The following is a 21882-nucleotide window of genomic DNA, read 5'->3' as shown; positions in this document are numbered from 1 at the left end:
ACCCGCCGGGTGCTCCCGCGCCGTCCCGCCCGGGCGGCGGCGTGGCCCGCCGGACCCGCAGGCCGGGCTGGTTACCCTGGCCCGGACATGGGGATGGCCGCGCGACGCCGGATGAGCGTCCTCGTCGCGCTGCTGCTGGTCGCGATCACGGCCGGGCTGACCGTCCTGACCTGGGAGGTCACCGAGCACAGCGAGCAGCGGCTGCTGGACCGCCAGCTGGACCAGGTCGGCACGCTGCTGACCACCCAGGCGGCGGTGCTCCGGGTGCAGCTGGCCGACATCGCCCAGGTCGCGGTCAACACCGAGGCCGACCCCGACGTCTTCGCCCGCTGGGCCGCCGGCGAGCTGACGCGGACGGGGCAGTCGCTGTCTCTGTGGCGGACCACGGACTCCACCGCCGAGCAGGTGGCCGTCCAGGGCGTCGAGCCGCTGCTGCCCGACGGCGGGCCCGACGTCCTGAGCGAGCTGGAGCCGACCGGGGACCTGGTCATCCTGGGCATCGTGTCCGGCTCCCCGGACCGGCTGGCCTACGCGCTGATGCCGGCGCAGGACAACACCGACCTGGTCATCTACGCCGAGTCGCCGCTGGCGCCCGACCGCCGGATGCAGGTGACCCCGGACTCGCCGGTCGAGGGCCTGGACCTCGCCCTGTACCTCGGGTCGGGGACGGAGCCGGAGCAGCTGCTGCAGTCCACGGCGCCCCTGCCCATCCGCGGGGACACCCGGACGACGTCGGTGCCGTTCGGCAGTGCCGAGGTCACGATCGTCGGTGCGTCGCCGACCCCGCTCACCGGGGCACTCGCCTCGGCGCTGCCGTGGATCGTCCTCGGCGCCGGTCTGGCGCTGGCCGCCACCGGTGCGGCGACCCTCGAGTACGTGTCGCGGCGGCGCACGGTCGCCGAGGGGCTGGCCGCGGAGAACGAGCGGCTGTACCGGGAGCAGCGGGGCATCGCCGGCACGCTGCAGAACGCCCTGCTGCCGACCGTGCCCGCCGTCGCGGGGGTGGAGGTGGCCGCGCGCTACGTCGCCGGCGTCGACGCCCTCGAGGTCGGCGGTGACTGGTTCGACGTCATCACCCGCGGTCCCGGCTGCGTGGTCTTCGTCGTCGGGGACGTCTCCGGCCGCGGCCTGCCCGCGGCCACGACGATGGCCGCGCTGCGGTTCGCGGTGCGCGCCTACCTCGCCGAGGGCCACGACATCGCCGCCGTCCTCACCCGCCTGCGCGGGCTGCTCGACGTCGACGTCGACCACCAGTTCGCCACCGTGCTGCTCGGCGAGCTCGACGCCCGGGCCGGCCGGGTGCGGCTGGTCTCGGCCGGGCACTTCGCGCCGGTGCTCGTCAGCGGCGGCCGGGCGCGGCTGCTGGACTGCCCGCTGACCCCGCCGATCGGCGTCGGGACCGCCGCGGGGCCCGAGCCGTCGACGGTGACGGTGTCCGGGCCGGCGACGCTGCTGGCGTTCACCGACGGGCTCGTCGAACGCTCCGGCGAGGTCATCGACACCGGGCTGGAGCGGCTGGTCGCCGCCGCGGCCGAGGCCGACTCCCGGCCGCTGACCGGAACCGTGGACGATGTGCTGGCCACCCTCACCGCCGGGGGTGGGAAGGACGACACCGTTCTGCTGGGGATGCGATGGACGAGGTAGTGGCGACCCCGCGGGCGCGGCTCCGCGTCGCACCCGACCCCGGATCCGGTGGCCTGGTCGCGACCCTGGGCGGCGAGCTGGACGTGGCCGGCGTCGCCGACGTCGCCGCGCCGCTGGAGGAGCTGCTGGCCCGCGAGGTGCAGCCGCTGCTGGTCGACCTGGCCGACCTGCGGTTCCTCGACTCCTCCGGCGTGGCGGTGCTCATCCGGCTGGCCAACCGCTTCTCGCCCGTGCGGACCCGCGCGGCCGCGCCGCCGGTCCGCCGCGTCATCGAGGTGCTCGGCCTGGCCGACCGGCTCGGCCTGGACGGAGCCTGACATGACCAGCCGGACCTTCACGGCGTGGCCGGACTCGGTGCCGGCCGCCCGCGGCTACGTCACCGACCTGCTGGCCTCCGTCCCGCCCGCGCTGTGCCAGACCGCGGCGCTGCTGGTCTCCGAGCTGGCCACCAACGCCATCCGCCACGCCGGGGTGCGCCAGTTCGTCGTGGACGTGCGCTACCTGCCCGCCGAGGGCCGGTTGTGGATCGGCGTCACCGACGACGGCCCCGGGCAGCCGCTGCTGCGCAACCCGGCGGTCACCACCGAGCACGGTCGCGGGCTGCGGCTGGTCGCCACCCTCGCCGACCGCTGGGGCGCGCGCCGCCGCCGCGGCAGCGCGGACAAGACGGTCTGGTTCGAGCTCGCCGTCCCCGTCACGTAGCCGCCGGGAGCGGCGTCACCACGCCCGTGCGCGGGTGTCGGACTCCGCCCGGACCCGTTGCAGGCGCTGCTCGGTCCGGCGGACGGCGGCGCGGACGGCCGGCGCGCGCAGCGGGTGGGCGCGGCCGTTGGGACTGTCGGGACCGTGCCGGCGCAGCATGTCGGCGAGCCGGTCGTCGACCCGCATGGGCCGGCCGTCGGGGCCGGTGGTCTGGTCGGCGTAGGTCAGCGCGTCGGCCAGCGGGCCGCAGCCGTGGACGTCGGCGTCGAACTCCCGCATGAGCTCCCCCAGACCCCAGCTCTCGGCCACGAACCGCGCGCCGGAGTGGTGGGCCACCAGCCCCACGACGACCGCCGGCCAGTCGTGGTCGCGCAGGTACAGGGCGCCGTCCAGGGCGTGGAAGCCGGTGCGCCGGACACTCGGGGCGTAGCCGATGTCGTGGACCCAGGCGGCGGCGACCAGCAGGGGCCGGTCGGCCGGCGCGACCACCGCCGACACGGACCTCGCGCGACGCGCCACGGCCCGGGCGTGCTGCCAGCGCAGCCCCGAGAGGCACAGCAGGCGGGTGGCCAGCCAGCGGGCCTCGTCGACGATCAGCGGGTACGAGACGAGCTCGTCGGTCGCCCGGCGCGTCCTCTCCGCCGTCCCGGGACGGTCCTGTTGCGGTGGCACGCGCTTCTCTCCCCGGTCCGGCGGGTGTCGGACACCGAGGACACCCGGCCGCCGACGGCGGCGCCTCATCCGCGGCGGATGGTGGCTGGGCGTGTCACCGCTGGTGTGCGGCGTGGCGGTACTCCAGGAGGGCGTTGAGGTCGTTCTCCGCCCGCGTCCGGCGGTCGAGGCGCGCGGGGTCGTTCCCGCTCCCGCAGGCACGTCGCGCCGCTCGCAGCTCGGCCAGGGCACGGACGATGAGGCTGTCCAGGACGCCGAAGCGATCCGGACTGGGCGCGACCGTCGTCATGGCAGACCTCCCGCCGGTCGGTCCGGCTGCGCGCTCTCCGGTTCGAGCGCGACGTCCTGCGGCGTCCCCGGACGTCGCGAGCCTGGCCCCGACACCGGCTGCGGGGCATCGTCCGGCGCAGACGACCCCGCCCGGGGAGCCGGCACGCCGTGGTCCGCCCGCCGCCGCCGATCGCCCCGCGCCCGCCCACCGGCCGGCTCGGCGCCGGAGAGCCCTGCGAGCAGGACCCTGGCCCACCGCCGGTCGGGGTCCTGGACGACGAGGAGGGCGTGCACGAACAGCGTGAGGGGGATCGCCAGGATCGCGCCCATCGGCCCCAGGACCACCGTCCAGACGATGACCGACAGGAAGGTCAGCGTGACCGACAGGCCGACCGACTCGCCCACCACGACCGGCTGGATGACCGACTGCAGCACGAAGTTCGCCGCGGCGTAGACGACGACCACGAGGACCGCCAGCCGCGGCCCGCCGACCAGGAGGGCGAGCAACGTCGGCGGCGCCAGCCCGAGGAAGAACCCGATGTTGGGGACGTAGTTGGTCAGGAAGGACAGCAGTCCCCACAGCAGGGCCAGCGGGATGCCCATCAGGACCAGCGCGACCGTGTCGACGACGGCCACGGCGAAGCCGAACACGGTCGTCACGACCAGGTAGCGCCGGGTGTTGCGGGCGAAGCCGCCGAGGGCCGCCCGCAGCCGCCACGTGCCGGGCACCGCGGCCAGCCGCTCGGGCATCCCGGCGCTCTCGGCCGTCATGAACAGCACCGTGGCGAGCACCAGGACCAGGGCACCGACCGACCGGGTCACGCCGGCCAGCAGTCCGCCGACGGCGGAGACGACCGAGGAGAGGTCCAGCGAACCGAGCATCGACTCCGCCTGGTCCCGGCCGATGCCCGCCGCGGTCAGGGCGCTGCGCACGCCGTCCAGCAGCCCCTGCCACTCGTCGGAGTACTGCGGCAGCACGGTCGCGAGCTGGCCGACCGACACGACGAGGGCGGCGGTGAAGAGGAGGAGTCCGCCGTCCACCAGCAGGACGGCCAGCCCGACCGCGAGGCCCCGCCGCACGCCGCGGCGGACCAGCGCGCCCACGAGCGGGTGGACGGTGACGACCAGCACGAACGCCAGGAGGACGGGGGCGAGGAAGCCCGCGTAGGTGGAGACGCCCCAGAGCGCGACGGCCGCGCCGGCGGTGCCGAGGACCACGGTGAGCCACAGCGGCAGGGCGCGTCGGACCTCGGGCTCCGGCATGCCGCCCACGATGGCGATCGCGGTCGGCCGCAGCGTCCCCTCGGGAGGGTGATCGGGCCTCAGTCGTACAGGACGGAGGTCCGCAGCAGCACGTCCTGCACCGAGCGGTTGCTGCGGCTCACCAGCACCCAGAGCAACCCGACGGGGAAGAAGGCGCAGAGCACCGCGCGGACCGTGCACCGGCCCCAGCCCAGCCGCTCGCCCAGGTCGTCCCCGACGTGCAGGCCGAGCAGCCGGTCGCCGTAGGTGCTCCCGATCTCCGCCCAGGTCGCGGCGAAGTAGAGCGCCTGCACGCAGAGCCCGAGCAGCAGCAGCGTCGCGAGCGGCGGCGCGGGGAACGTGAAGGTGGTCGGGCCCAGCAGGAAGCGGCCGACAGCGACCGCCGCGTACCCGCCGGCCAGAAGCAGCACGACGACGAGCACGTCCACCACGTTCGCCAGCGAGCGCGTGACCAGGCCGGCCCGCGCGCCGGGCACCGCGGCCGGGGAGCGCGGGACGGCGGGTAGCGCGGCGTCGTGCCACGGGTACCCGCCGTCCGGGGGACGCCGCTCGTCGGCCCGGGTCACGGGAGGGGCTCCCGTCCCGCGGGGCCGGCGCCGTCGCCCGTCGCGCCGCGGCCGCCGTGCCGGCGCAGCAGCCGGTCGACGACCCGCTCCACCGCCCGGTCGGCGTCCGCGCCCTGGACGCGCACGGTGCGCGCCATCTCCGAGGTGACCGAGCCGCTCGAGGCGCGCAGGAGGCCGGGCAGGTCGATCACCTCGACGACGTACCGCGCCAGCCCGGCGAGGTCGAGCCGGGCGACGACGGCGTCGAGGTCGAGCCGGGCGGCGACGGCGTCGAGGTCCACGCGGTCGACCACGCGCTCGACGTCCACCCGGGCGACGGCGGCGTCGAGGTCGACGCGGGCGACGGCGCGGTCGAGGTCCACCCGGTCCACGACGCGCTCGACGTCCACCCGGGCGACGGCGGCGTCGAGGTCGACGCGGGCAACGGCGCGGTCGAGGTCCACCCGGTCCACGACGCGCTCGACGTCCACGCGGTCCACGACGGCGTCGAGGTCGACGCGGGCAACGGCGCGGTCGAGGTCCACCCGGTCCACGACGCGCTCGACGTCGACCCGGTCGACCACGCGGGCCACGTCCACCCGGTCCACGACGGCGTCGAGGTCGACGCGGGCGACGGCGCGGTCGAGGTCCACCCGGTCCACGACGCGCTCGACGTCGACCCGGTCGACCACGCGGGCCACGTCCACCCGGTCCACGACGGCGTCGAGGTCGACGCGGGCGACGGCACGGTCGAGGTCCACGCGGTCCACGACGCGCTCGACGTCGACGCGGTCCACGACGGCGTCGAGGTCCACCCGTGCCACCACGGCGTCCACGTCGACCATCGCCACCAGCCGGTCCAGGTCCACGAACTCCCGGACGAGCGCCGGGACGTCGAGGCGGGCGAGCACCCCGCGGGCCACGCGGGGGACCACGCGGTCGGCGATCCCGCCCAGAGCACGGAGGGTGGCCGAGGCCGGGTGGGCGACGACTCCCGGGAGACGATCCGCGGTCAGCGGCAGGCGGGCGACGAGGGCGGAGCGGCCCTGGACCGTCGTCTCCACGAGGTACCGGAGGAGCTCCGAGGCGACCGCGAGGACGGCGAGGGCGCCGTCGACCGCGTCGGCGGTCGCGCTGCCCTCCCCGGACGTGGAGGCCGGGGACGCGGAGGCCGGGGACCGACCGGAGGAGCCGGCCGGCCCGACCGGGCGGAGGCCCCGGACGGGCGGGTGCACCGGGGTCACGGCCACCGGGGACCGCCGTCCACTGTCAGCGTCATGCGCCCTCCCGTGCGTCGGAGCCGCCAGCATCGGGCAGAGGCGGGAGCCCTCCCTCATCCGGAACGGGTGAGCCGGTCGCCCGCCGCGGCGCGGCATCCTGCGACGGGTCCTGCGTCCCCGTCCCCCGGTTCCCGCAGCACGGCGGCCGGGAGGACCTTCGGCTCTGCGGCGCCGCCGGGGACCGGACGACGCTGGCCTGCGAACGACCCACGTCCGGGTCGGGTCGCCCGGAGGGAGCAGGCGACACCGGGGACGGTTCGGACCGCACGCTGGAGGACGCGTCATGGCGAGTCCGTCGCCGACCCACACCCACCCGCCGGGTGCGGCGGTGCCGGCTCCTGCGTCGTACACGGCCGGCCTGCTGGCCACCAAGCTGACCCCACCCGACCCGGCGCACGCCACCGTGCTCCGCCCCCGCCTGACCACCCTGCTGTCGCGCGCGGTCCAGCGCTCCCCGCTGACCTTGCTCAGCGGGCCCGCGGGCTCCGGGAAGACGGTCCTCGCGTCCACGTGGCTGCGGACCCAGACCGACGGCCGGCCGGTCGCCTGGCTCACGCTGGACGACTACGACGACGACCCTGCCTGCTTCTGGAACTACGTCGTCGGGGCGCTGGCCACCGCCGGGATCCCGTGCACCGACCTCCCGTCACTCGTGCCCGGGGAGCCGCCGCCGACCTGGTTCGTCCCGCGGCTCACCGCGCAGGTGGCCGCGCTGCCCCGGCCGGTCGTCCTCGTCGTCGACGACGCCGACCACGTCACGGACCGGTCGATCACCGGCGGTCTCGACCTGCTCCTGCGGAACGCGGGCCACCGGCTGCGGCTGCTGCTGTCTGCCCGCGCCGACCCGTTGCTGCCGCTGCACCAGTACCGGCTCGCCGGGACGATGGCGGAGATCCGGGGCGACGACCTGGCCTTCACGCCCGAGGAGACCCACGAGCTGCTGACCGCCATGGGTGCCCCGGTGTCGCCCGAGGCCGCCTCGGCGCTGTGCGTGGAGGCGCAGGGCTGGGCGGTCGGGCTGCGCCTGGCCGCCGCCTCCCTCAAGCAGGGCGCGCCGCCGGAGCGCCTGGTGACGTCCCTGGCCCACGACGACGGGAGCGTGGCCCAGTACCTGTTCGCGGAGGTCCTGCAGCGGCAGGCGTCCCGGGTCCGGACCTTCCTGCTGCGGGTCAGCGTGACCGCGGAGCTCTGGCCCGACCTCGTGGACCGGCTCTGCGGCCGTCCGGTCGGCCGGCGCGTGCTCGCGGGGCTGGCCCGCGCCAACGCGTTCGTGGAGGAGGCACCCGGCGCACCCGGTGGGTTCCGGATCCACCCGTTGTTCCGCGAGATGCTGCAGGCCCAGCTGGCCTACGACCACCCGGGCGAGGTCGCCGCGCTGCACCGCACCTGCGCGGCCTGGTACGCCGCGGCGGGCCGGGCACCGGAGGCGGTGGGGCACGCCGTGGCCGCGGAGGACTGGGGCTTCGCCACGCGGCTGCTCATCGACGACCTGCTGGTCATGCGCCTCCTCGCCCACGGGTCCGACCCCGCGTTGCGCGGGCTGCAGTCGCTGCCGACCGGGTTCCCCGGTCCGGAGGCCGCCGTCATCCGTGCCGCCGTCGCCCTGGCCCGAGGTGGCGCCCCCACCCCGGCCGACCTCGCCACCGTGGCGACCGCGCGTGAGGAGGGCGACCGCACGACGCTGCGCGTCTCGGCCGCGCTCACCATCCTGACGGCGGACGCCGCAGCGGGCGCCGAGCCGGGCGCACTGCTCGCCGACGCCGACGCCGCCGCGGCGCTGGTGGCCGAGCTGCCCGACGACGACCGGCGCGAGCGGCGGGAGTGCGCCGCGGTGCTGAGCACGCGGCGTGCGCTCGCGGCCCTCGGCACGGACGCGCCCTCCGAGGAACTCACCTCCGGGCTGCGTGCCGCCGCGTCGGCGGCCCAGGCGGCGGCCTCACGCCGGCTGCGCGGCTGCACCGTCGCGCACCTGGCGCTCCTGGAGGCGCTGGAGGGCCGCCTGAGCCGGGCCGCGCACCTGGCCGCCGAGGCCGAGGCCCTGGCTGGGGAGGAGGGCCGGGACGAGGCCGACCGGGAGCCGGCCGCCGCGACCACGCTGGCCTGGGTCCACCTGCGCCGCTACGCCCTCGCCGAGGCGCGGGAGTGGCTGGGCCGGGCGCGCGCCCGACTTCGCGACCGCGCGTCCGCCGGCGGTGAGGCGGCGGTGGTCGCGGTGCTGCAGAGCCAGCTGTTCCGGCTCCGGCACGAGCACGACTCGGCGGAGCGGTGCCTGAGCCCGTACCTGCGCGGCCCCCGGCTGCCCCGGTGGGTCGCCGAGCAGGTCGTCAGCGAGGTGGTCCGGCTCGCCGTCGCGCGGGGTCACGTCGAGGAGGGGCTCGCCATCCTCCGGGACGGCGGCACCGGTGAGCCGTGGCGGCGTCGCCTGCAGGCGACGGTCGGCCTGCTGTCGGGGGACCCCGATCCCGCGACGCCGGCCGAGGCGCAGCGGGCGGGGCACCCGGCCGCCGCGGTGGAGGGCACCGTGATCCGGGCGTGCCAGCTGCTGGAGGGCGGCAGCGTGACGGCGGCGGCGGAGGAGCTCGCGGTGGCGCTGGAGCTCGCGCGGCCGGAGCTGCTGCGCTGGCCCTTCATCGACACCCCGCCCCAGGCGCGCCGCCTGCTGCGCACCCACCCCCGGCTGCAGGAGCCTGCCGCGTGGCTGAGCCCCTCGTCGACCGCTCAGCCGCACCCCGGCGAGGGTCGCGCCACCGCGACGGACGGGGCGGCGGAGGTGGTCCAGGACCTCAGCGACCGCGAGATGGAGGTCCTCCAGCACCTCGCGGAGATGCTGTCCACCGCCGAGATCGCGGCGACCATGTTCATCTCGGTGAACACGGTGCGCACGCACATCCGCAGCATCCTGCGCAAGCTGGCGGTCAGCCGGCGGAACCAGGCGGTCCGGCGGGCTCGGGAGCGCGGCCTGCTCTGACCTCTCCGGCGGCCTCATGCACGGCGGACGAGGCGAGGGACCGGCAGCCGCCCCACCCTCGCCGGTGACGACCACACGACCGGCGCGAGCCAGAAAGCCCGGCGGCGGGCCGGTCAGGGGCGGCGGACGGAGGAGCGGTGGCCATGCAGGCGGAGCCGAACCGGTACGAGCTACGAGTGGAGACGGTCGTGAGCCCCGCGGCCCTCGCGACGTTCGGGGTGCCGGTCGAGCCCACGCCGGTACCCCGGAACACGGTGTTCCGCTTCCGCGTCCCGGCCGACTGCGACCTCACCGAGGTGGTGCACCGCCTGACCGAGCGGGACGTGGACCTGCTCGAGATCCGCCGGTTCACCGAGCCGGGCCGCGACGGGCAGGGGCCGGCCCGCCGGCCCGAGGAGACCGGCGACGGCGTCGTCGTCCCCCTGCGGCCCCGAGCCGGCGTGCCCGCCGCTCGGGCCCCGAGGTGTGACCGGGGGCCGCGCCGCCGGACGGGACGGGGCTGACCCGGCTCCTCCCCGGGCGGGCGCCGCACCGGCAGCCGCGGCCGGTTCATGCGGTGCGGACGATGCCGGGCCGTGGCAGCGGTCGCAGGCTGCTGCCGCACACGACCCAGAACCCGACCGCCGGCCCCGGGTCGGAGGCGGACCAAGGAGGACAGGCAGATGACGGACACCTCGCGCGGCCGCTCGCCGGCCACTGACGAGCGCTACGAGCCGGGACCCACCGCCTGGGCGGGGTGGGTCGTCTTCGGCGGTGTCATGCTGATCATGGTGGGGACGTTCCAGGCGATCGAGGGGCTCATCGCCCTGTTCGACGACGGCTTCTACCTGGTCCGCCCGAACGGTCTCGTGGTCAACGTGGACTACAACACCTGGGGATGGGCTCACCTCATCCTCGGGATCGTGGCCGTCCTGGCCGGCGTGGGTCTGCTGGCCGGGAACATGGCCGCCCGGGTGGTCGGTGTCGGGATCGCGTTCCTGAGCGCCCTGGTGAACCTGGCGTTCATCTCCGCCTATCCCGTGTGGTCGGTCATCCTGATCACGCTGGACGTGATCGTGATCTACGCCATCATCGTCCACGGGCGCGAGCTCAAGAGCGAATACCGCTGAACCGCTGCTGGCGCGGGCGCCCGTCCCTCCGGGGGCGGGCGCCCGCTGTCGTCCCCGGATCGTCCGCGCCGGGTGACGTAGGGGGCCGGCGGCCCCGGCACCGTGGGGACGCCGAACACCGTTCCTCGTCCCCTGGGGGAGACATGACCGCAGACCTGGAGCAGACCCCCGACCTCGACCAGATGGGACCCGTCGACTACATCGTCGTGGCCTTCCCGACCGACCGGATGACCGGCGAGGCCTTCCCCCTGCTCGTCGAGCTCGTCGACCGGGGGATCATCCGCATCCTCGACCTGGTGTTCCTCCGCAAGGACCCCGACGGCACCGTCACGACGCTCACCCAGGTCGACCTGGAGCGGATGCAGGTCATCGAGGCCCTGCTGTTCGAGGGCGCGGCCTCGGGCCTCCTGGCGGCGGAGGACCTCGCCGAGGCCGCGGCGGCGCTGGACCCCGGGACCGCGGCGGGCATCCTCGTCTACGAGAACGTCTGGGCGACCCCGTTCGCCACCGCGCTGCGGCGCTCCGGCGGTCAGCTGGTCGCGTCCGGGCACATCCCGGTCCAGGCGCTCGTGGCCGCGCTCGACGCCCTGGAGGCCGACGAGCAGCGGCCGCCCGCGCCGCGGGAGCCGGCCGATCCGTCGCGTCAGCCGGCCGGCCCCGTGGGCTGACCGGGGCGCGGGGGCCGCACCCCGCGGCCGGTTCACAGCAGCCGGGTGGCCCAGTCCGGTTCGACCGCCGCCCAGCCCCGCTCCCAGCGGCGGTCGCGCTGGACGTCCAGGGCGCAGCAGAGGACGACGTGCAGCGTCCACGTCCCCAGGGGCACCCCGATGAGGAACACGGCCCCCACCGCCATGGCCGAGGCCGGGATGCCGGCCGCGTCCAGGGGCGGCGAGGTGAGGTCGCCGTCGTCGTCCACCCACACCGGCACGGCGGTCCCGGCCGCGGTGCCCGGGCGGACCTGCACCTCGCCCTCGTGCGAGGCCCCGCCCGGGGCGGTCCAGACGGCCGGCGTCGGCACGGCCGTCGACACCGGGTCCGTGACGTCGGCGCCGTCCACGCGCCGGGCGTCCTCGAGCAGGACGGCGGAGGCGGGGTGCCGCTCCGCCGCCTGCACCGCGGCCAGCGACTCCAGGTGGTCGGTGGCGACGGTGGTCGCGGCCACCGCCAGCGGCGGGGCCACCACGAGCGAGGCGGCGACGACCAGCCGGCCGGCGACCTCCACGCGGTCCGAACCGCGTTTCAGCGGCCCTGAGCCCAGGGCGAACCGCCGCAGCGAGCGGTGCAGCCAGGTGTCCTCCGGCCCGGTCATCCCGCGGCCCTCCCCTCGAGCGGGACCGTCGTGGTCAGACCAGGGCGCGCCGCTTGAGCTGCTCGAACTCCTCCTGGCTGATCGCTCCCTGGTCGAGCAGTGCCTTCGCCCGGGCGATCTCGTCGACCCCGCGGTACCCCGGGGCGGCCACCGAGCGGATGTGGTCGTCGGCCTGCTGCTTGAGCACCGCCGCCTGCTGCGCGGCCCGGTCGTCCATGGACCGGCCCTGCGAGATCAGGTAGGTCAGCGATCCGATGAGCGGCAGGACGACGACGAAGACGACCCAGCCGGTCTTGCCCCAGCCGGAGACGTCCCGGCGGCGGAAGAGGTCGCCGAACACGGTGATCAGCAGCCAGAAGTAGACCATCAGGGCGAAGAACAGGACGAAGGTCCACAGCAGGTCGACGAGCGGGTAGTCGTCGGCGGCGATGACCATGGCCCACCTCCGGGACGGGTCGTGTCCCGCCAGCATGCGGACGCCGCGCACGGGGACCATCGCCCCGCCCGGATGACTCTCCGACGCCCGGCGGTGGAGCCGGCCGGCTGGCGGCGGGGTCGTCACCGGGCCCGACGGGCAATCCGCGGGCGAGAGTGTCGCCTCGTCCGTGCAGGACGAGGCAGAGCGGCGGCCGGGCGGACGAGGCTCAGTCAGTCGGACCGGACCTCCCGCGTCCCCGGGGTCCCGGCTGCGGTGGTCGTCCGGCTCGGTGAGCTGCGTCCGCGACCGATCCCGTCCCGCGGAGCACGCGCCTCGAGCAAAGGAGCAGCGCATGGGACGCCAGGTGTACGAGCTGCGCGTGCGTGGACCGGTCCCCGCCGAACTCCTCGAGGAGATCGGCGCGGAGGACCTGGGCGAGGAGCCGCCCCTGACCATCCTGCGGACGGGTCCCACGGACCAGCCCGGTCTGCACGGGATGCTCCAGCGCCTGCGGAGCCTGGGCCTGGACCTCCTGGAGGTCCGCACGACCGGGCCGGAGCCCCACGTCGAACGCTCGTCGTGAACCGCACCCGGCCGCGTACCCATCGGCCGGCCACGCGCGTGGCCGGCCCTCGCGCGAGGGAGCGTGGTGCCCGATGTCCCCCCTCCTGGCGGTGCTCGGCGCCGTCGTCCTCGTGGGCGGAACGGTCCTCGTGGTGGCCGTGTGGGCTCGCGTCCGCTTCACCCGGGACCTGGCGTCCTTCCGGTGCCGTGTCGGACCGCCGACCTCACGGTCCCGGCGGTACAGCGCGCGCTGGGCGGTCCGGCGCACGCGCGCGGCCTGGGTCGACGACGTGCTGCTGCTCCGGTCCGGCGCGCTCCGGCTCTGGGTCACGCCGCTGCCCCTCGGGATCGCCCGGGACGTGACGGTGGAGGACCTGGGGCCCGGCGAGGTCCGCGGGCTGGGGCGGCAGCCGGTCGCCCTCCGGTTCACCTCCCACGACGGCTACGGGCTGGAGATCGCGGTGGCGCACCAGGACGCCGGCCGGCTGGTCGGGCCCTTCCTCACCGCGGCGCTGTCCGGCCTCCCGGACGCGCCCCGCGAGCGCGGCAGCTGAGCCCTGGGGGGGTCATCCCACCGGGGTGATGAGCAGTGCGCGCCGCCTGGCCACGCTGCGGTCACGCGCCGACGAGGGAGGACCCATGCCGCTGCTCGACATCTTCTGGACGATGTTCCTCTTCTTCTGCTGGGTCCTGTGGTTCTGGTTGCTGTTCCGCGTCTACGCGGACCTCTTCTCGCGCCACGACATCGGGGGCGGGGCGAAGACCGGCTGGGTGCTGTTCACGATCCTGCTGCCGTTCCTCGGCGTCTTCGTGTACCTGATCTCCCAGGGCCGGTCGATGGCCGAGCGCTCCGAGCGCGCGATCGAGCGGCAGCGCGAGGCCACCGACGCCTACATCCGGTCGGTGGCGGCCGACGCGGTGCCGCGGCAGCGGGCGACGGCTCAGGACCTGCTGGACAGCGGTGCCGTGACCCGCGAGGAGTACGACCGCATGGTGCCGCAGCAGCCCCGCTGACCGGCCCGTCACGACAGCGGCACCCCGGCCGGGGTGCCGCTGTCGTGCGTCAGGTGGTGGGGACGGGGCGCGGTGCGCGGGGGAGCAGCAGCGCGGCGACCCACCCGATGACGGCGAAGGCCCCCACGACCACGATCGCGGTCAGGAACGGCGGGTTCCCGCCGGCCGCCGCCGCCACCAGGACCGAGCCGGCGATCGCGACACCCAGCGACGAGCCGAGGTTCGACACGCTCCGGGAGACGCCGGAGATGTCGCCCTGGACCTCCTCCGGCCACGCCGACTGCACGACGTTGACCGACGCGGTGAGCATGGCCCCGACGCCGAACCCCATGAGGAACAGACCGGGCCAGTAGGTCCACACGGCGGAGTCCACCCGGGCCAGGGCCAGCAGCAGCGCCAGGCCCCCGACGGTCAGCGTGAAGCCGGACCGGATCAGCAGCCGCTGCGGGTGCCGGCTCGCCATCCGCTGCGCCATCGCGGAGGAGAGCAGGATGCCGACGGTGGCCGGCACCAGCATGAGCCCGGTCTGGATCGCCGAGTAGCCCCGCTCCTGCTGCAGGAACACCGAGATCACGAAGAACGAGCCCTGCATGACCAGCCACTGGACGGTCTGGGTGACCAGCCCGAGGTTCGACGTCCGGTTGCCGAAGAGCCGCACCGACACCAGCGGCGTGCGACCGCCGCGCTCGCGGGCCCGGGCGTACAGGAAGTACGCCGCCAGGACCACACCGCCCAGGGCCATGTACAGCCACACCCGGGCGCTGCCCCAGCCGTGGGAGTTGGTCTGCAGGACGCCGAAGACGAGGAAGAACAGCCCGGCCGCCGACAGCACCGCGCCGAGGAGGTCGAAGCGCGGCCGCTCGGCCGGGAGCGGCGGGTCGTCGATGCGGCGGGCCATCAGCGCGATCGCCGCGACGACGACCACCTGGAGCAGGAACGAGGCCCGCCAGCTGACGTAGCTGGTGATCAGGCCGCCGATCAGCGGGCCCGCGGCGGCGCCGAGCCCGGCGGCGCCGCTGACGACGCCGAACCACTTGGCGCGGGTCTTCAGGTCGTCGAAGACCACGGTGATGAGGATGTAGATCGGCGGGATCAGCAGCGCCGAGCCGACGCCCTCGAGCAGCGAGTAGCCGACGGTCAGCATGCCCAGGCCCTGGGACAGCGCGGCCAGCAGCGCGCCGGCCCCGTAGATGACCAGACCGAGGATGAAGCAGTTCTTGCGGCCGAAGATGTCGGTGAGCTTGCTCCCCGGGATCATCAGCGCCGCCATCGTCAGCGTGAACAGGGTGATGGTGGTCTGGATCCCCGCCACGTCGGTGTCCAGGTCGTCGGCGATCGTGGTGATCGCGACGTTCATGTTCGACGCGGCGTAGCTGGCGATGAACTGGGCGAGGGCGAGCGGGAGGACCACGGCCCCCGCCGTCGTCGTCGCCGCGCCGGCACCGGTCCTGGTCATGGTGGGTCCTCCGCGGGATCGGCGCCGGGCGGCGGTGTGCGGTCGTACTACGAGCTGCGCTGCTCGGGGACCTGGTCGGCCAGGGCGGCCGCACCGAGGACCCCGCGCAGGATCGCGCCGGCCGCCGCGGTCACCCGCGCGCTGCCGACGACGGGGGCGATGGCGACCAGGACGGCCTGGGCCTTCTCCGCGGTCAGTCCGGCCTCCGCGGCGGCGCCCAGGGTGATCGCGTAGGAGACCGGCGCGGCGTCCATGGCGACGAGGGCGGCGAGCCGGACGAGCAGGTAGGTCTCCGCGTCGAGCCCCGACCGCTCCGCCGCGTCGAGGTTCATCGCGAGCAGCGTCTCGAGGACCGGCGCGTCGCCCTGGGCGATGCGGCCGAGTGCGTCGTCGGGTGCGGTCTGGGTCATGGCTCCTCCTGGACGGGTGTGGATGGGCGTCCAGGGTCGATGCGACGGCGGACGCCCGTCCTCACCCGCTCAGGACGAGGCAGCGGGTCAGCGGGGTGGGTGCCCGTCGAGGGCCGCGTCGAGGGTGGTCGCGGCGTCGATGAGGGCCAGGTGCGTGAACGCCTGGGGGAAGTTGCCGATCTGCTCGCCGGTGAGCGCGATCTCCTCGGAGTACAGGCCCACGTGGTTGCCGTAGGTCAGCATCTTCTCGAAGGCGGTGCGGGCGTCGTCCAGCCGTCCCGCGCGGGTGAGCGCGTCGACGTAGGCGAACGTGCACAGCGAGAACGTGCCCTCCGAGCCGCGCAGCCCGTCGGGGGAGGCCTCGGGGTCGTAGCGGTAGACCAGGCTGTCGGTCACGAGCTCGCCGTCCATCGCCGCCAGGGTGGTGGTCCACATCGGGTCGCGGCCGTCGATGAACCCGACGGTGGGCATCCGCAGCAGCGCGGAGTCCAGGACGTCGGTGTCGTAGTGCTGGACGAAGGCCTGCCGCGAGAAGTGGAAGCCCCGCTCCATGACCTGCTGGTAGATCCGGTCCCGCTCGGTGGTCCAGCGCTCCAGCGGGGCGGGCCGGGCGTGCTGGGCCGCCATCCGGATGCCGCGGTCGAAGGCCACCCAGCTCATCACCCGCCCGTAGGTGAACGGCTGCCGGCCGCCGCGGGTCTCCCAGATGCCCTCCTCGTCCTGGTCCCAGTTGTCCGCCAGCCAGTCCAGCACCCGGGCGATCGCCGTCCAGCCCTGGTGGGGCAGCGGCAGGCCCGCCCGGAGGGCGGCGTACACGCTGTCCAGCGCCTCGCCGTAGATGTCCAGCTGCAGCTGCTCGGCCGCCCCGTTGCCGATGCGCACCGGGGCCGAACCGCGGTATCCGCGCCAGTGGTCGAGCACGTCCTCCTTGAGGTCGGAGGAGCCGTCGATGCGGTACATGATGTTCAGCGGTCCGCTGTCGGAGCCGACCCGCTCGCGGATGCGGTCACCCATCCAGCGGCCGAAGTGCGCCGCTTCCTCGGTCATGCCGAGCTTGAGCAGCGCGTGCACCGAGAAGGAGGCGTCGCGCACCCAGGTGAAGCGGTAGTCCCAGTTCCGTTCCCCACCGACCTGCTCGGGCAGCGCCGCGGTGGGCGCGGCCACGAGGCCGCCGCTGGGCGCGTAGGTCATCAGCTTCAGCGTGATCGCCGACCGCTGGACGTCCTCCCGCCAGCGGCCCCGGTAGGTGGAGTGGGACACCCAGGCGCGCCAGAAGTCGACCGTCTGCTGGAACAGCGCCCGGACCTCGGCGGGCCGGACCTCCCGCGGCCGGCCGTCCCCGCCGTACTCCAGCACCACGCCGCGGGTCTGGCCCGCCTCCAGGGTGACCTCGGCGTGCAGGTCCGCGTCGCCGAGGCGGAGCTGGGCCAGCCGCTCGTCGTCGGGTTCGCGGACGACGTGCAGGGTGACCTGCTGCCCGTTGGCGGTGAGGACGGCGCCGTCGGCCGACACGTCCACCCGGTGCGCCTGCCGCCCGTAGTCGAAGCGCGGGGCGACGTCGATCGCGAAGGTCATCCGGCCGCGGACGCAGTCCAGGATCCGCACGATGCGGTGGGTGTCGGTGGCGACGGCGCCGGCCGGCGGCATGAAGTCCACGACCTGCCCCATCCCGGCCTCGGTGAAGAACCGGGTCACGAGGACGGCGGTGTCCGGCAGGTACATCTGCTTGGAGGTGTACTCGATGCCCGCCGGGCGGATCCGGAAGTGGCCGCCGCGCTCGTCGTCCAGCAGCGCGCCGAAGACGCTGGGGGAGTCGAACCGCGGGGCGCAGAACCAGTCGATCGACCCGTCGGTGGTGACCAGCGCGGCGGTCTGCAGGTCGCCGATGAGCCCGTGGTCGGCGATGGCGGTCTCGGGCACGGCGATCGGGGGCATGGCGGTCTCGGTCATGCCGGCGACCGTGCTGCGCGCGGGTCGCCGGACGCCTCATCCCCCGGGGGTGATGAGTCGCGCCGTCCTCCGGAACCAGGCTGGGCCGCCGTCGCCGGGCACCCGCGCCCGCCGGCCCACGGGAGGGGAGAGGGCCATGCGCCGCTTCGTCGTCGGTCTGCTGGTCCTGGTCAGCGCCGTCGCACTGGTCCTGGCCAGCACCTCGTTGTGGACCCGCCGGAACGTGGTCAACACGCAGGTCTTCGTCACCAACGTCGAGACGATGGTGGACCTGCCGCAGGTGGAGGCGCTCATCACCGAACGTGTCACGTCCACGGTGATGAGCAACCCGGAGGTGCAGCGGGCCGTCGACGACGCGCTCACCCTCCTCCCGCCCCGCCTGCAGAGCTTCCGGCCGACCGTGGAGGAGGGCGTCCGCTCGCTTGTGGCGACCGGCGTGCAGCGGCTGCTGACCAACGACCCCTTCCGGCCGCTGACCCAGGCCGCGCTCACCTCCGCGCACGACCAACTGGTCGCCGGGGAGGCGGTGCGCTTCACCCTCGGCCAGGCCAAGGACCGGGTCCCCGACTCCGCGAGGGACGGCATCGCCGGGCAGATCCTCGACCTGCTGCCGGACGACGTGGGGATCACCATCCTGACCCCGGCCGACGCCCCCCAGGTCTACACCGCGATCGACCTGCTGAGGTCGGTCTGGTGGTGGCTGGGGCTGCTGGCGCTGGGCACGCTCGCCGGCGCGCTGGGCACCTCCCGGCGCCGACGCAGCACCCTGCGCGCGTGGGCGGTGACGACGACCGTGCTCACCCTGCTGGTGCTGCTGGCCCTCCGCATCGGCCGCGGGCTGCTGGTCACGCAGGCCCGGGAGGGCAACCGGGACGCGGTCGGGGCGGTCTACGACGTGCTCGCCGCCAGCCTGCGGTCCTGGACGCTGTGGTTGCTCGCCGCCGTGCTGCTGGTCCTCGTGCTGACCCTCGTGTGGGGCCGGCTGGGCATCGTGGCCGGCGCGCGGCGCGGCGTCGCGGCCGCGCGGGCGCGGGTGCAGCAGCGGCGGGAGGCGGCCCGGGCGGCCGCCGCGGCCGAGGGGGCGGAGCCGGCCGTGGCCGCCGCTGCCGCCGGCGAGCCCTGGACCCGCCGGGTGTCGGTCTGGGCCCGCGGCTTCGCCGACGGGCTGGACCTGCCGGAGCGGTCGGCCCGGCTCGGCGGGGTCGTGCAGGCGCACCTCGGCCCGGCGCGGTGGACCGGCATCACCATCGGCGCGCTGGTGCTGCTCTTCTGGCCTGCGCCCACGCTGTCCGTGCTGATCTGGATCGCCGCCCTGGTCGCGCTCTACCTCGGTGCCCTCGAGTGGCTCCAGAACCGGGCGCCGGCGCCGACTCCCGCGTCGTCTCCCGCGTCGGCTCCCGCGTCGGCGGAGTCCATCGGGACCGCCGTCCCTGCGGCGGCCGGGCCCGACGGCGCCGCCGGCGCGGTCCCGGCGACCGTGGCCGTCGTCCCGCCGCCGCGGCCGGGGGCCGTGCCGTCCGGCGGGGCCGTGCCCTCCGGCGGGGCCGTGCCGTCCGGCGGGGCCGTGCCGTCCGGCGGCGCGACGCAGGCTGCGGCCGGCGGCACGCTGGTCGCGACCGCGGTCGAGGCGGCCGCACCGGCCGTGGGCGCTCCTGCCCCAGCTGTGCCGGAGCCGGAGCGGTTGGTGCCGGCGGCGCTCACCCCCGAGACGATGACCGCGCTCAGCGACCGCCTCGACCTGCTCGTGCGACTGGGCAGCGCCCGTGACGCCGGCGTCCTCACCGAGGAGGAGTTCCGGCAGGAGAAGGCCCGGCTGCTCGGCGTGTGACCCCGGTCAGCCCGCGGCCAGCGGCGTCGCCGGTGGCCCGGCGGCTCAGCTCGCGGCCGGCGGCGTCGCCGGTGGCCCGGCGGCTCAGCCCGCGTTCGGCGGCTCAGCCCGCGTCCACCGGCGACCCCGGGTCGCCGGTGGCCCGGCGGCGGCGGTCGACAGCGGCGAGGAACAGCTTGAGCACCAGCCCGATGAGGATCAGGTCGCCGACCATCTGCAGTGTGGTGAGGACCCGGGCCACCTCGCTGACGGGGGCGATGTCGCCGAATCCCACCGTGGCGAAGACGGTGACGACGAAGTAGAGGCCGTCGACGCGGCTGACGGGCTCGGTGAAGGCGTCCGGGTCGGTGTCCGAGAGCTGGACGAAGGTGGTGGCGAACATCAGCAGGAACAGCGGGAGTGACAGCGCGATGCCCTCGACCGCCCGCAGCGCCGGGTGGGGCGAGCGCAGGATCGCCCGCACCTGCCACGCGACCAGCAGCCCCACGGCCACCACGCCGGCGGCCAGCCCGGCGACCGTCCCGGCGGTGAACTCACGGTCGAGGGGGAGCAGGAAGTAGACGACGAGCAGCCCGATGGTGGTGAGCAGCGTCCGCGCGACGCCCACCAGCAGCGGACGGCGCCCGGGCACCCCGGACGGCGACACCGTCGGCGCGCCGGCCCCTGTGCCCGGTCCCGGGAGCCGATGGGTGCGCGCGGGACCCTCCATCCGCCTGATGCTGAGGTCCCGGTGACCCCCGAGGATCACCCGCGCCGGGTGAGCGGGCCGCTGTGCGGTGTGCCGGTCGTCTGCGGCAACAGTTGCCGTGCCGATCCGCCAGCCGCCCCGCGCAGCCACCTCGCCAGAGCAGCCACGTCGCCCAGAGCTGCCACGTTGCCCAAGAGTCCTCAGGGCGACGCCCGACCTCGGGATCGACAGGTCGGCACGTCGACATGCGGACATGTCGGCGGATCGCCTGCCCTGTGGTCAGAACGGTGGCGGGTCGTGGTCCGGCGGTGGCGGTTGTGGTGGGGGCTCGTCCGACGGCGGTGCGAGTGCCGGTGCGCGCGGCGCATCCCGTCGTAGCCCGGGTGGTCGGGTGCTGCGGGTGATCCCCGACGGGGTGGTGACGTGCAGGGTGCCGTCGTCGTCCAGGACGAACCGCCAGCCGCGGGCGAAGGTCTTCAGCCGGTGGTGCGAGCGGCACAGGCAGCACAGGTTGGCGCAGTCGGTCGCCCCGCCGCCGGCGTGTGCGACCACGTGGTCCAGGTCGGCCAAACCCACCGGCTGGCCGCAGCCGGGGAACCGGCAGCCGCGGTCGCGGGTGGTCACGAACCCCCGCTGGGCGGCGGTCGGGGCGTAGGCCGGCGTGGCCGGCGGCCGGTCCAGCACCGGGCAGCCGCAGTTCCCGCCGGGGTGGGCGGGGCAGCCGCGGCGGGCCAGCCGGGCCAGCTGCGCCGCCGACGCGGTGGCCAGCAGCCGCCCGCCGGCGTCGGTGACCGCCACGCCCAGCGACCCGCCCGCCGGTGCCCGCAGGCCCAGGGCGTCCAGGCGGGCCAGCAGCTCGCGGACGTGGCCGGCGGTGATCGGCAGCCCGTCGACCGCGCCGGGTGTGGCCGTGCTGCCCTCCAGCGCGGCCAGGGCGGCGGTGATCACCACGCGCGCGGTGACGGCGGGCAGCCCGGAGTCGGCCGGGCGGCGCAGCAGGGCGGAGAAGACCTCCGCCCGCAGCTGCCCGATCGGCCGCCGATCACCGTCGGCCCGGGCCGTCCGGGCCAGCTGGTCGACCAGGTCGTAGGCCTCGGCGGCCTCCTCGGCGGGCAGCTCGGCGGCCAGCGTGGACATGCCCTCCAGCGGCGAGGGAAAGACGCGCACGTCGGCCTGCCGCTGGGCGTCCTCGCGGCGGGCGTCCACCGCAGCCGCGTCGCGCGCCAGCAGCAGCGCCAGCGCCCGCCGCCGCAGCCGCCCCAGCGACAGACCGGCGGCCTCGGGTAGCAGCTCGGCCTCGATCGACCGGGCCACCGCCGGGGCGGTGTGCTCCAGCACCTCGGCCAGCACCTTGGCGCGCGGCTCGTCCAGCGCCCCGGCGGCCAGCGCCGCCCACGTCGCCGGCAGATGCCCCCGGTACACCCACGCCCGCGCCGCCAGGTGCGCGGCGGTGCCCCGACCGCAGTTGAGCACCACCGCCAGCTCCGGGGTGAAGAACTCCGACACCCCCGGCAACTCCCCGTCCGCCGCCCACGACCCCGTCCGCGCCCCCGGCGTCCCCGGCGGCGGATCGAGGGTGGCGGGGGTGTCCTCGGCCAGGCCCAGCACCAGCTCCGCCTCGTACGCCGCGCACATCGCCCGCGCCCGCTGCACCCGCTGCAACTCCGCGGCCCGCTGCGACCGGGTCAACGCCGCCACCGGCAACCGCCCACCCAGCAGCGGCCGCTCACCCAGCCACGCGACCAGCCGGCCCTCCAACGGGGTCTGCCGCACAGCCGTCGAGATCACGAAA

23 protein-coding genes are annotated in these 21882 nt (G+C 75.7%); 11 read left to right on the top strand and 12 right to left on the bottom strand.

Annotated elements, in window-relative coordinates:
* The first annotated feature begins 87 nt into the window (after positions 1 to 87).
* From ACI784_RS05495 to ACI784_RS05485, 3 genes are read left to right on the top strand one after another with little or no spacing between them, the layout of a single operon-like run.
* The gene (locus tag ACI784_RS05495) at positions 88 to 1644 is read left to right on the top strand and encodes a PP2C family protein-serine/threonine phosphatase (RefSeq protein WP_457012744.1); all 1557 of its coding nucleotides are present in this window, start codon (positions 88 to 90) and stop codon (positions 1642 to 1644) included.
* Positions 1632 to 1961 carry an STAS domain-containing protein gene (locus ACI784_RS05490; RefSeq protein WP_456922560.1) on the top strand — a complete coding sequence of 110 codons (330 nt, stop codon included), beginning with the start codon at positions 1632 to 1634 and terminating at the stop codon, positions 1959 to 1961. The genes ACI784_RS05495 and ACI784_RS05490 overlap by 13 nt, the downstream gene beginning before the upstream one ends.
* Position 1962: 1 nt before the next feature.
* The gene (locus ACI784_RS05485; RefSeq protein ID WP_456922559.1) at positions 1963 to 2346 is read left to right on the top strand and encodes an ATP-binding protein; all 384 of its coding nucleotides are present in this window, start codon (positions 1963 to 1965) and stop codon (positions 2344 to 2346) included.
* 15 nt (positions 2347 to 2361) lie between these two features.
* Here ACI784_RS05485 and ACI784_RS05480 read toward each other — a convergent pair whose 3' ends face one another.
* From ACI784_RS05480 to ACI784_RS05460, 5 genes are all read right to left on the bottom strand, one after another.
* Complete coding sequence (locus ACI784_RS05480) at positions 2362 to 3018, bottom strand: HD domain-containing protein (RefSeq protein WP_456922558.1); 657 nt, start codon at positions 3016 to 3018, stop codon at positions 2362 to 2364.
* A 94-nt stretch (positions 3019 to 3112) separates the two neighbouring features.
* Positions 3113 to 3307: a hypothetical protein gene (locus ACI784_RS05475; RefSeq protein WP_456922557.1), complete on the bottom strand. Its 195-nt coding sequence runs from the start codon at positions 3305 to 3307 to the stop codon at positions 3113 to 3115.
* A complete protein-coding gene (locus ACI784_RS05470) occupies positions 3304 to 4551 on the bottom strand; it encodes an AI-2E family transporter (protein ID WP_456922556.1) in 1248 nt (415 codons plus the stop codon). The genes ACI784_RS05475 and ACI784_RS05470 overlap by 4 nt, the downstream gene beginning before the upstream one ends.
* Positions 4552 to 4610: 59 nt before the next feature.
* Positions 4611 to 5117 carry an RDD family protein gene (locus ACI784_RS05465; RefSeq protein ID WP_456922555.1) on the bottom strand — a complete coding sequence of 169 codons (507 nt, stop codon included), beginning with the start codon at positions 5115 to 5117 and terminating at the stop codon, positions 4611 to 4613.
* On the bottom strand, positions 5114 to 6346 hold the full coding sequence (locus tag ACI784_RS05460) for a hypothetical protein (RefSeq protein ID WP_457012743.1): 1233 nt from the start codon (positions 6344 to 6346) through the stop codon (positions 5114 to 5116). Before ACI784_RS05460 ends, ACI784_RS05465 begins: the two co-directional genes overlap by 4 nt.
* A gap of 313 nt (positions 6347 to 6659) precedes the next feature.
* Here ACI784_RS05460 and ACI784_RS05455 point away from each other — a divergent pair, with 313 nt between their 5' ends.
* The 4 genes from ACI784_RS05455 (at position 6660) to ACI784_RS05440 (ending at position 11121) form a co-directional block, all read left to right on the top strand.
* Positions 6660 to 9344, top strand: coding sequence for a LuxR C-terminal-related transcriptional regulator (locus tag ACI784_RS05455; RefSeq protein WP_457012742.1), 2685 nt, complete (start codon positions 6660 to 6662; stop codon positions 9342 to 9344).
* 143 nt (positions 9345 to 9487) lie between these two features.
* On the top strand, positions 9488 to 9847 hold the full coding sequence (locus tag ACI784_RS05450; protein ID WP_456922552.1) for a hypothetical protein: 360 nt from the start codon (positions 9488 to 9490) through the stop codon (positions 9845 to 9847).
* A 159-nt stretch (positions 9848 to 10006) separates the two neighbouring features.
* Entirely contained in the window at positions 10007 to 10453 is a 447-nt protein-coding gene (locus ACI784_RS05445; RefSeq protein ID WP_456922551.1) for a DUF7144 family membrane protein, read from the top strand.
* Positions 10454 to 10596: 143 nt separating this feature from the next.
* A complete protein-coding gene (locus tag ACI784_RS05440) occupies positions 10597 to 11121 on the top strand; it encodes a DUF6325 family protein (protein WP_456922550.1) in 525 nt (174 codons plus the stop codon).
* Positions 11122 to 11153: 32 nt separating this feature from the next.
* On the opposite strand, the gene ACI784_RS05435 is transcribed toward ACI784_RS05440, so the two are convergent.
* Both ACI784_RS05435 and ACI784_RS05430 read right to left on the bottom strand, forming a co-directional pair.
* Complete coding sequence (locus ACI784_RS05435) at positions 11154 to 11762, bottom strand: Rv1733c family protein (protein ID WP_457012741.1); 609 nt, start codon at positions 11760 to 11762, stop codon at positions 11154 to 11156.
* A gap of 34 nt (positions 11763 to 11796) precedes the next feature.
* A complete protein-coding gene (locus tag ACI784_RS05430) occupies positions 11797 to 12198 on the bottom strand; it encodes an SHOCT domain-containing protein (RefSeq protein WP_457012740.1) in 402 nt (133 codons plus the stop codon).
* Positions 12199 to 12532: 334 nt separating this feature from the next.
* Here ACI784_RS05430 and ACI784_RS05425 point away from each other — a divergent pair, with 334 nt between their 5' ends.
* From ACI784_RS05425 to ACI784_RS05415, 3 genes are all read left to right on the top strand, one after another.
* Complete coding sequence (locus tag ACI784_RS05425; RefSeq protein WP_456922547.1) at positions 12533 to 12763, top strand: hypothetical protein; 231 nt, start codon at positions 12533 to 12535, stop codon at positions 12761 to 12763.
* 73 nt (positions 12764 to 12836) lie between these two features.
* Positions 12837 to 13298 (top strand): hypothetical protein, encoded by a 462-nt coding sequence (locus ACI784_RS05420; RefSeq protein WP_457012739.1) that lies wholly within the window; start codon positions 12837 to 12839, stop codon positions 13296 to 13298.
* A gap of 85 nt (positions 13299 to 13383) precedes the next feature.
* Positions 13384 to 13758, top strand: a complete 375-nt coding sequence (locus ACI784_RS05415; RefSeq protein WP_456922545.1) for a PLD nuclease N-terminal domain-containing protein — start codon at positions 13384 to 13386, stop codon at positions 13756 to 13758.
* Between the two features lie 49 nt (positions 13759 to 13807).
* Here the strand turns inward: ACI784_RS05415 and ACI784_RS05410 are convergent, their stop codons facing one another.
* The 3 genes from ACI784_RS05410 to ACI784_RS05400 form a co-directional block, all read right to left on the bottom strand.
* Positions 13808 to 15214: an MFS transporter gene (locus ACI784_RS05410; protein ID WP_457012738.1), complete on the bottom strand. Its 1407-nt coding sequence runs from the start codon at positions 15212 to 15214 to the stop codon at positions 13808 to 13810.
* A 47-nt stretch (positions 15215 to 15261) separates the two neighbouring features.
* Positions 15262 to 15624 (bottom strand): carboxymuconolactone decarboxylase family protein, encoded by a 363-nt coding sequence (locus ACI784_RS05405; protein ID WP_456922543.1) that lies wholly within the window; start codon positions 15622 to 15624, stop codon positions 15262 to 15264.
* A gap of 87 nt (positions 15625 to 15711) precedes the next feature.
* Positions 15712 to 17574 carry a glycoside hydrolase family 15 protein gene (locus ACI784_RS05400; protein ID WP_457012737.1) on the bottom strand — a complete coding sequence of 621 codons (1863 nt, stop codon included), beginning with the start codon at positions 17572 to 17574 and terminating at the stop codon, positions 15712 to 15714.
* Positions 17575 to 17710: 136 nt separating this feature from the next.
* On the opposite strand from ACI784_RS05400, the gene ACI784_RS05395 reads away from it, so the two are divergent.
* Positions 17711 to 19402 carry an SHOCT domain-containing protein gene (locus tag ACI784_RS05395; RefSeq protein ID WP_457012736.1) on the top strand — a complete coding sequence of 564 codons (1692 nt, stop codon included), beginning with the start codon at positions 17711 to 17713 and terminating at the stop codon, positions 19400 to 19402.
* Positions 19403 to 19505: 103 nt separating this feature from the next.
* On the opposite strand, the gene ACI784_RS05390 is transcribed toward ACI784_RS05395, so the two are convergent.
* Both ACI784_RS05390 and ACI784_RS05385 read right to left on the bottom strand, forming a co-directional pair.
* Positions 19506 to 20033, bottom strand: a complete 528-nt coding sequence (locus ACI784_RS05390; protein WP_457012735.1) for a potassium channel family protein — start codon at positions 20031 to 20033, stop codon at positions 19506 to 19508.
* A 336-nt stretch (positions 20034 to 20369) separates the two neighbouring features.
* A complete protein-coding gene (locus ACI784_RS05385; RefSeq protein WP_457012734.1) occupies positions 20370 to 21878 on the bottom strand; it encodes an HNH endonuclease signature motif containing protein in 1509 nt (502 codons plus the stop codon).
* Positions 21879 to 21882: the final 4 nt, after the last annotated feature.

The organism is Geodermatophilus sp. SYSU D01186 (assembly GCF_054050215.1).
The sequence above is the reverse complement of the archived record's forward strand: the minus strand, read 5'-3'. Positions and strand labels throughout refer to the sequence as shown.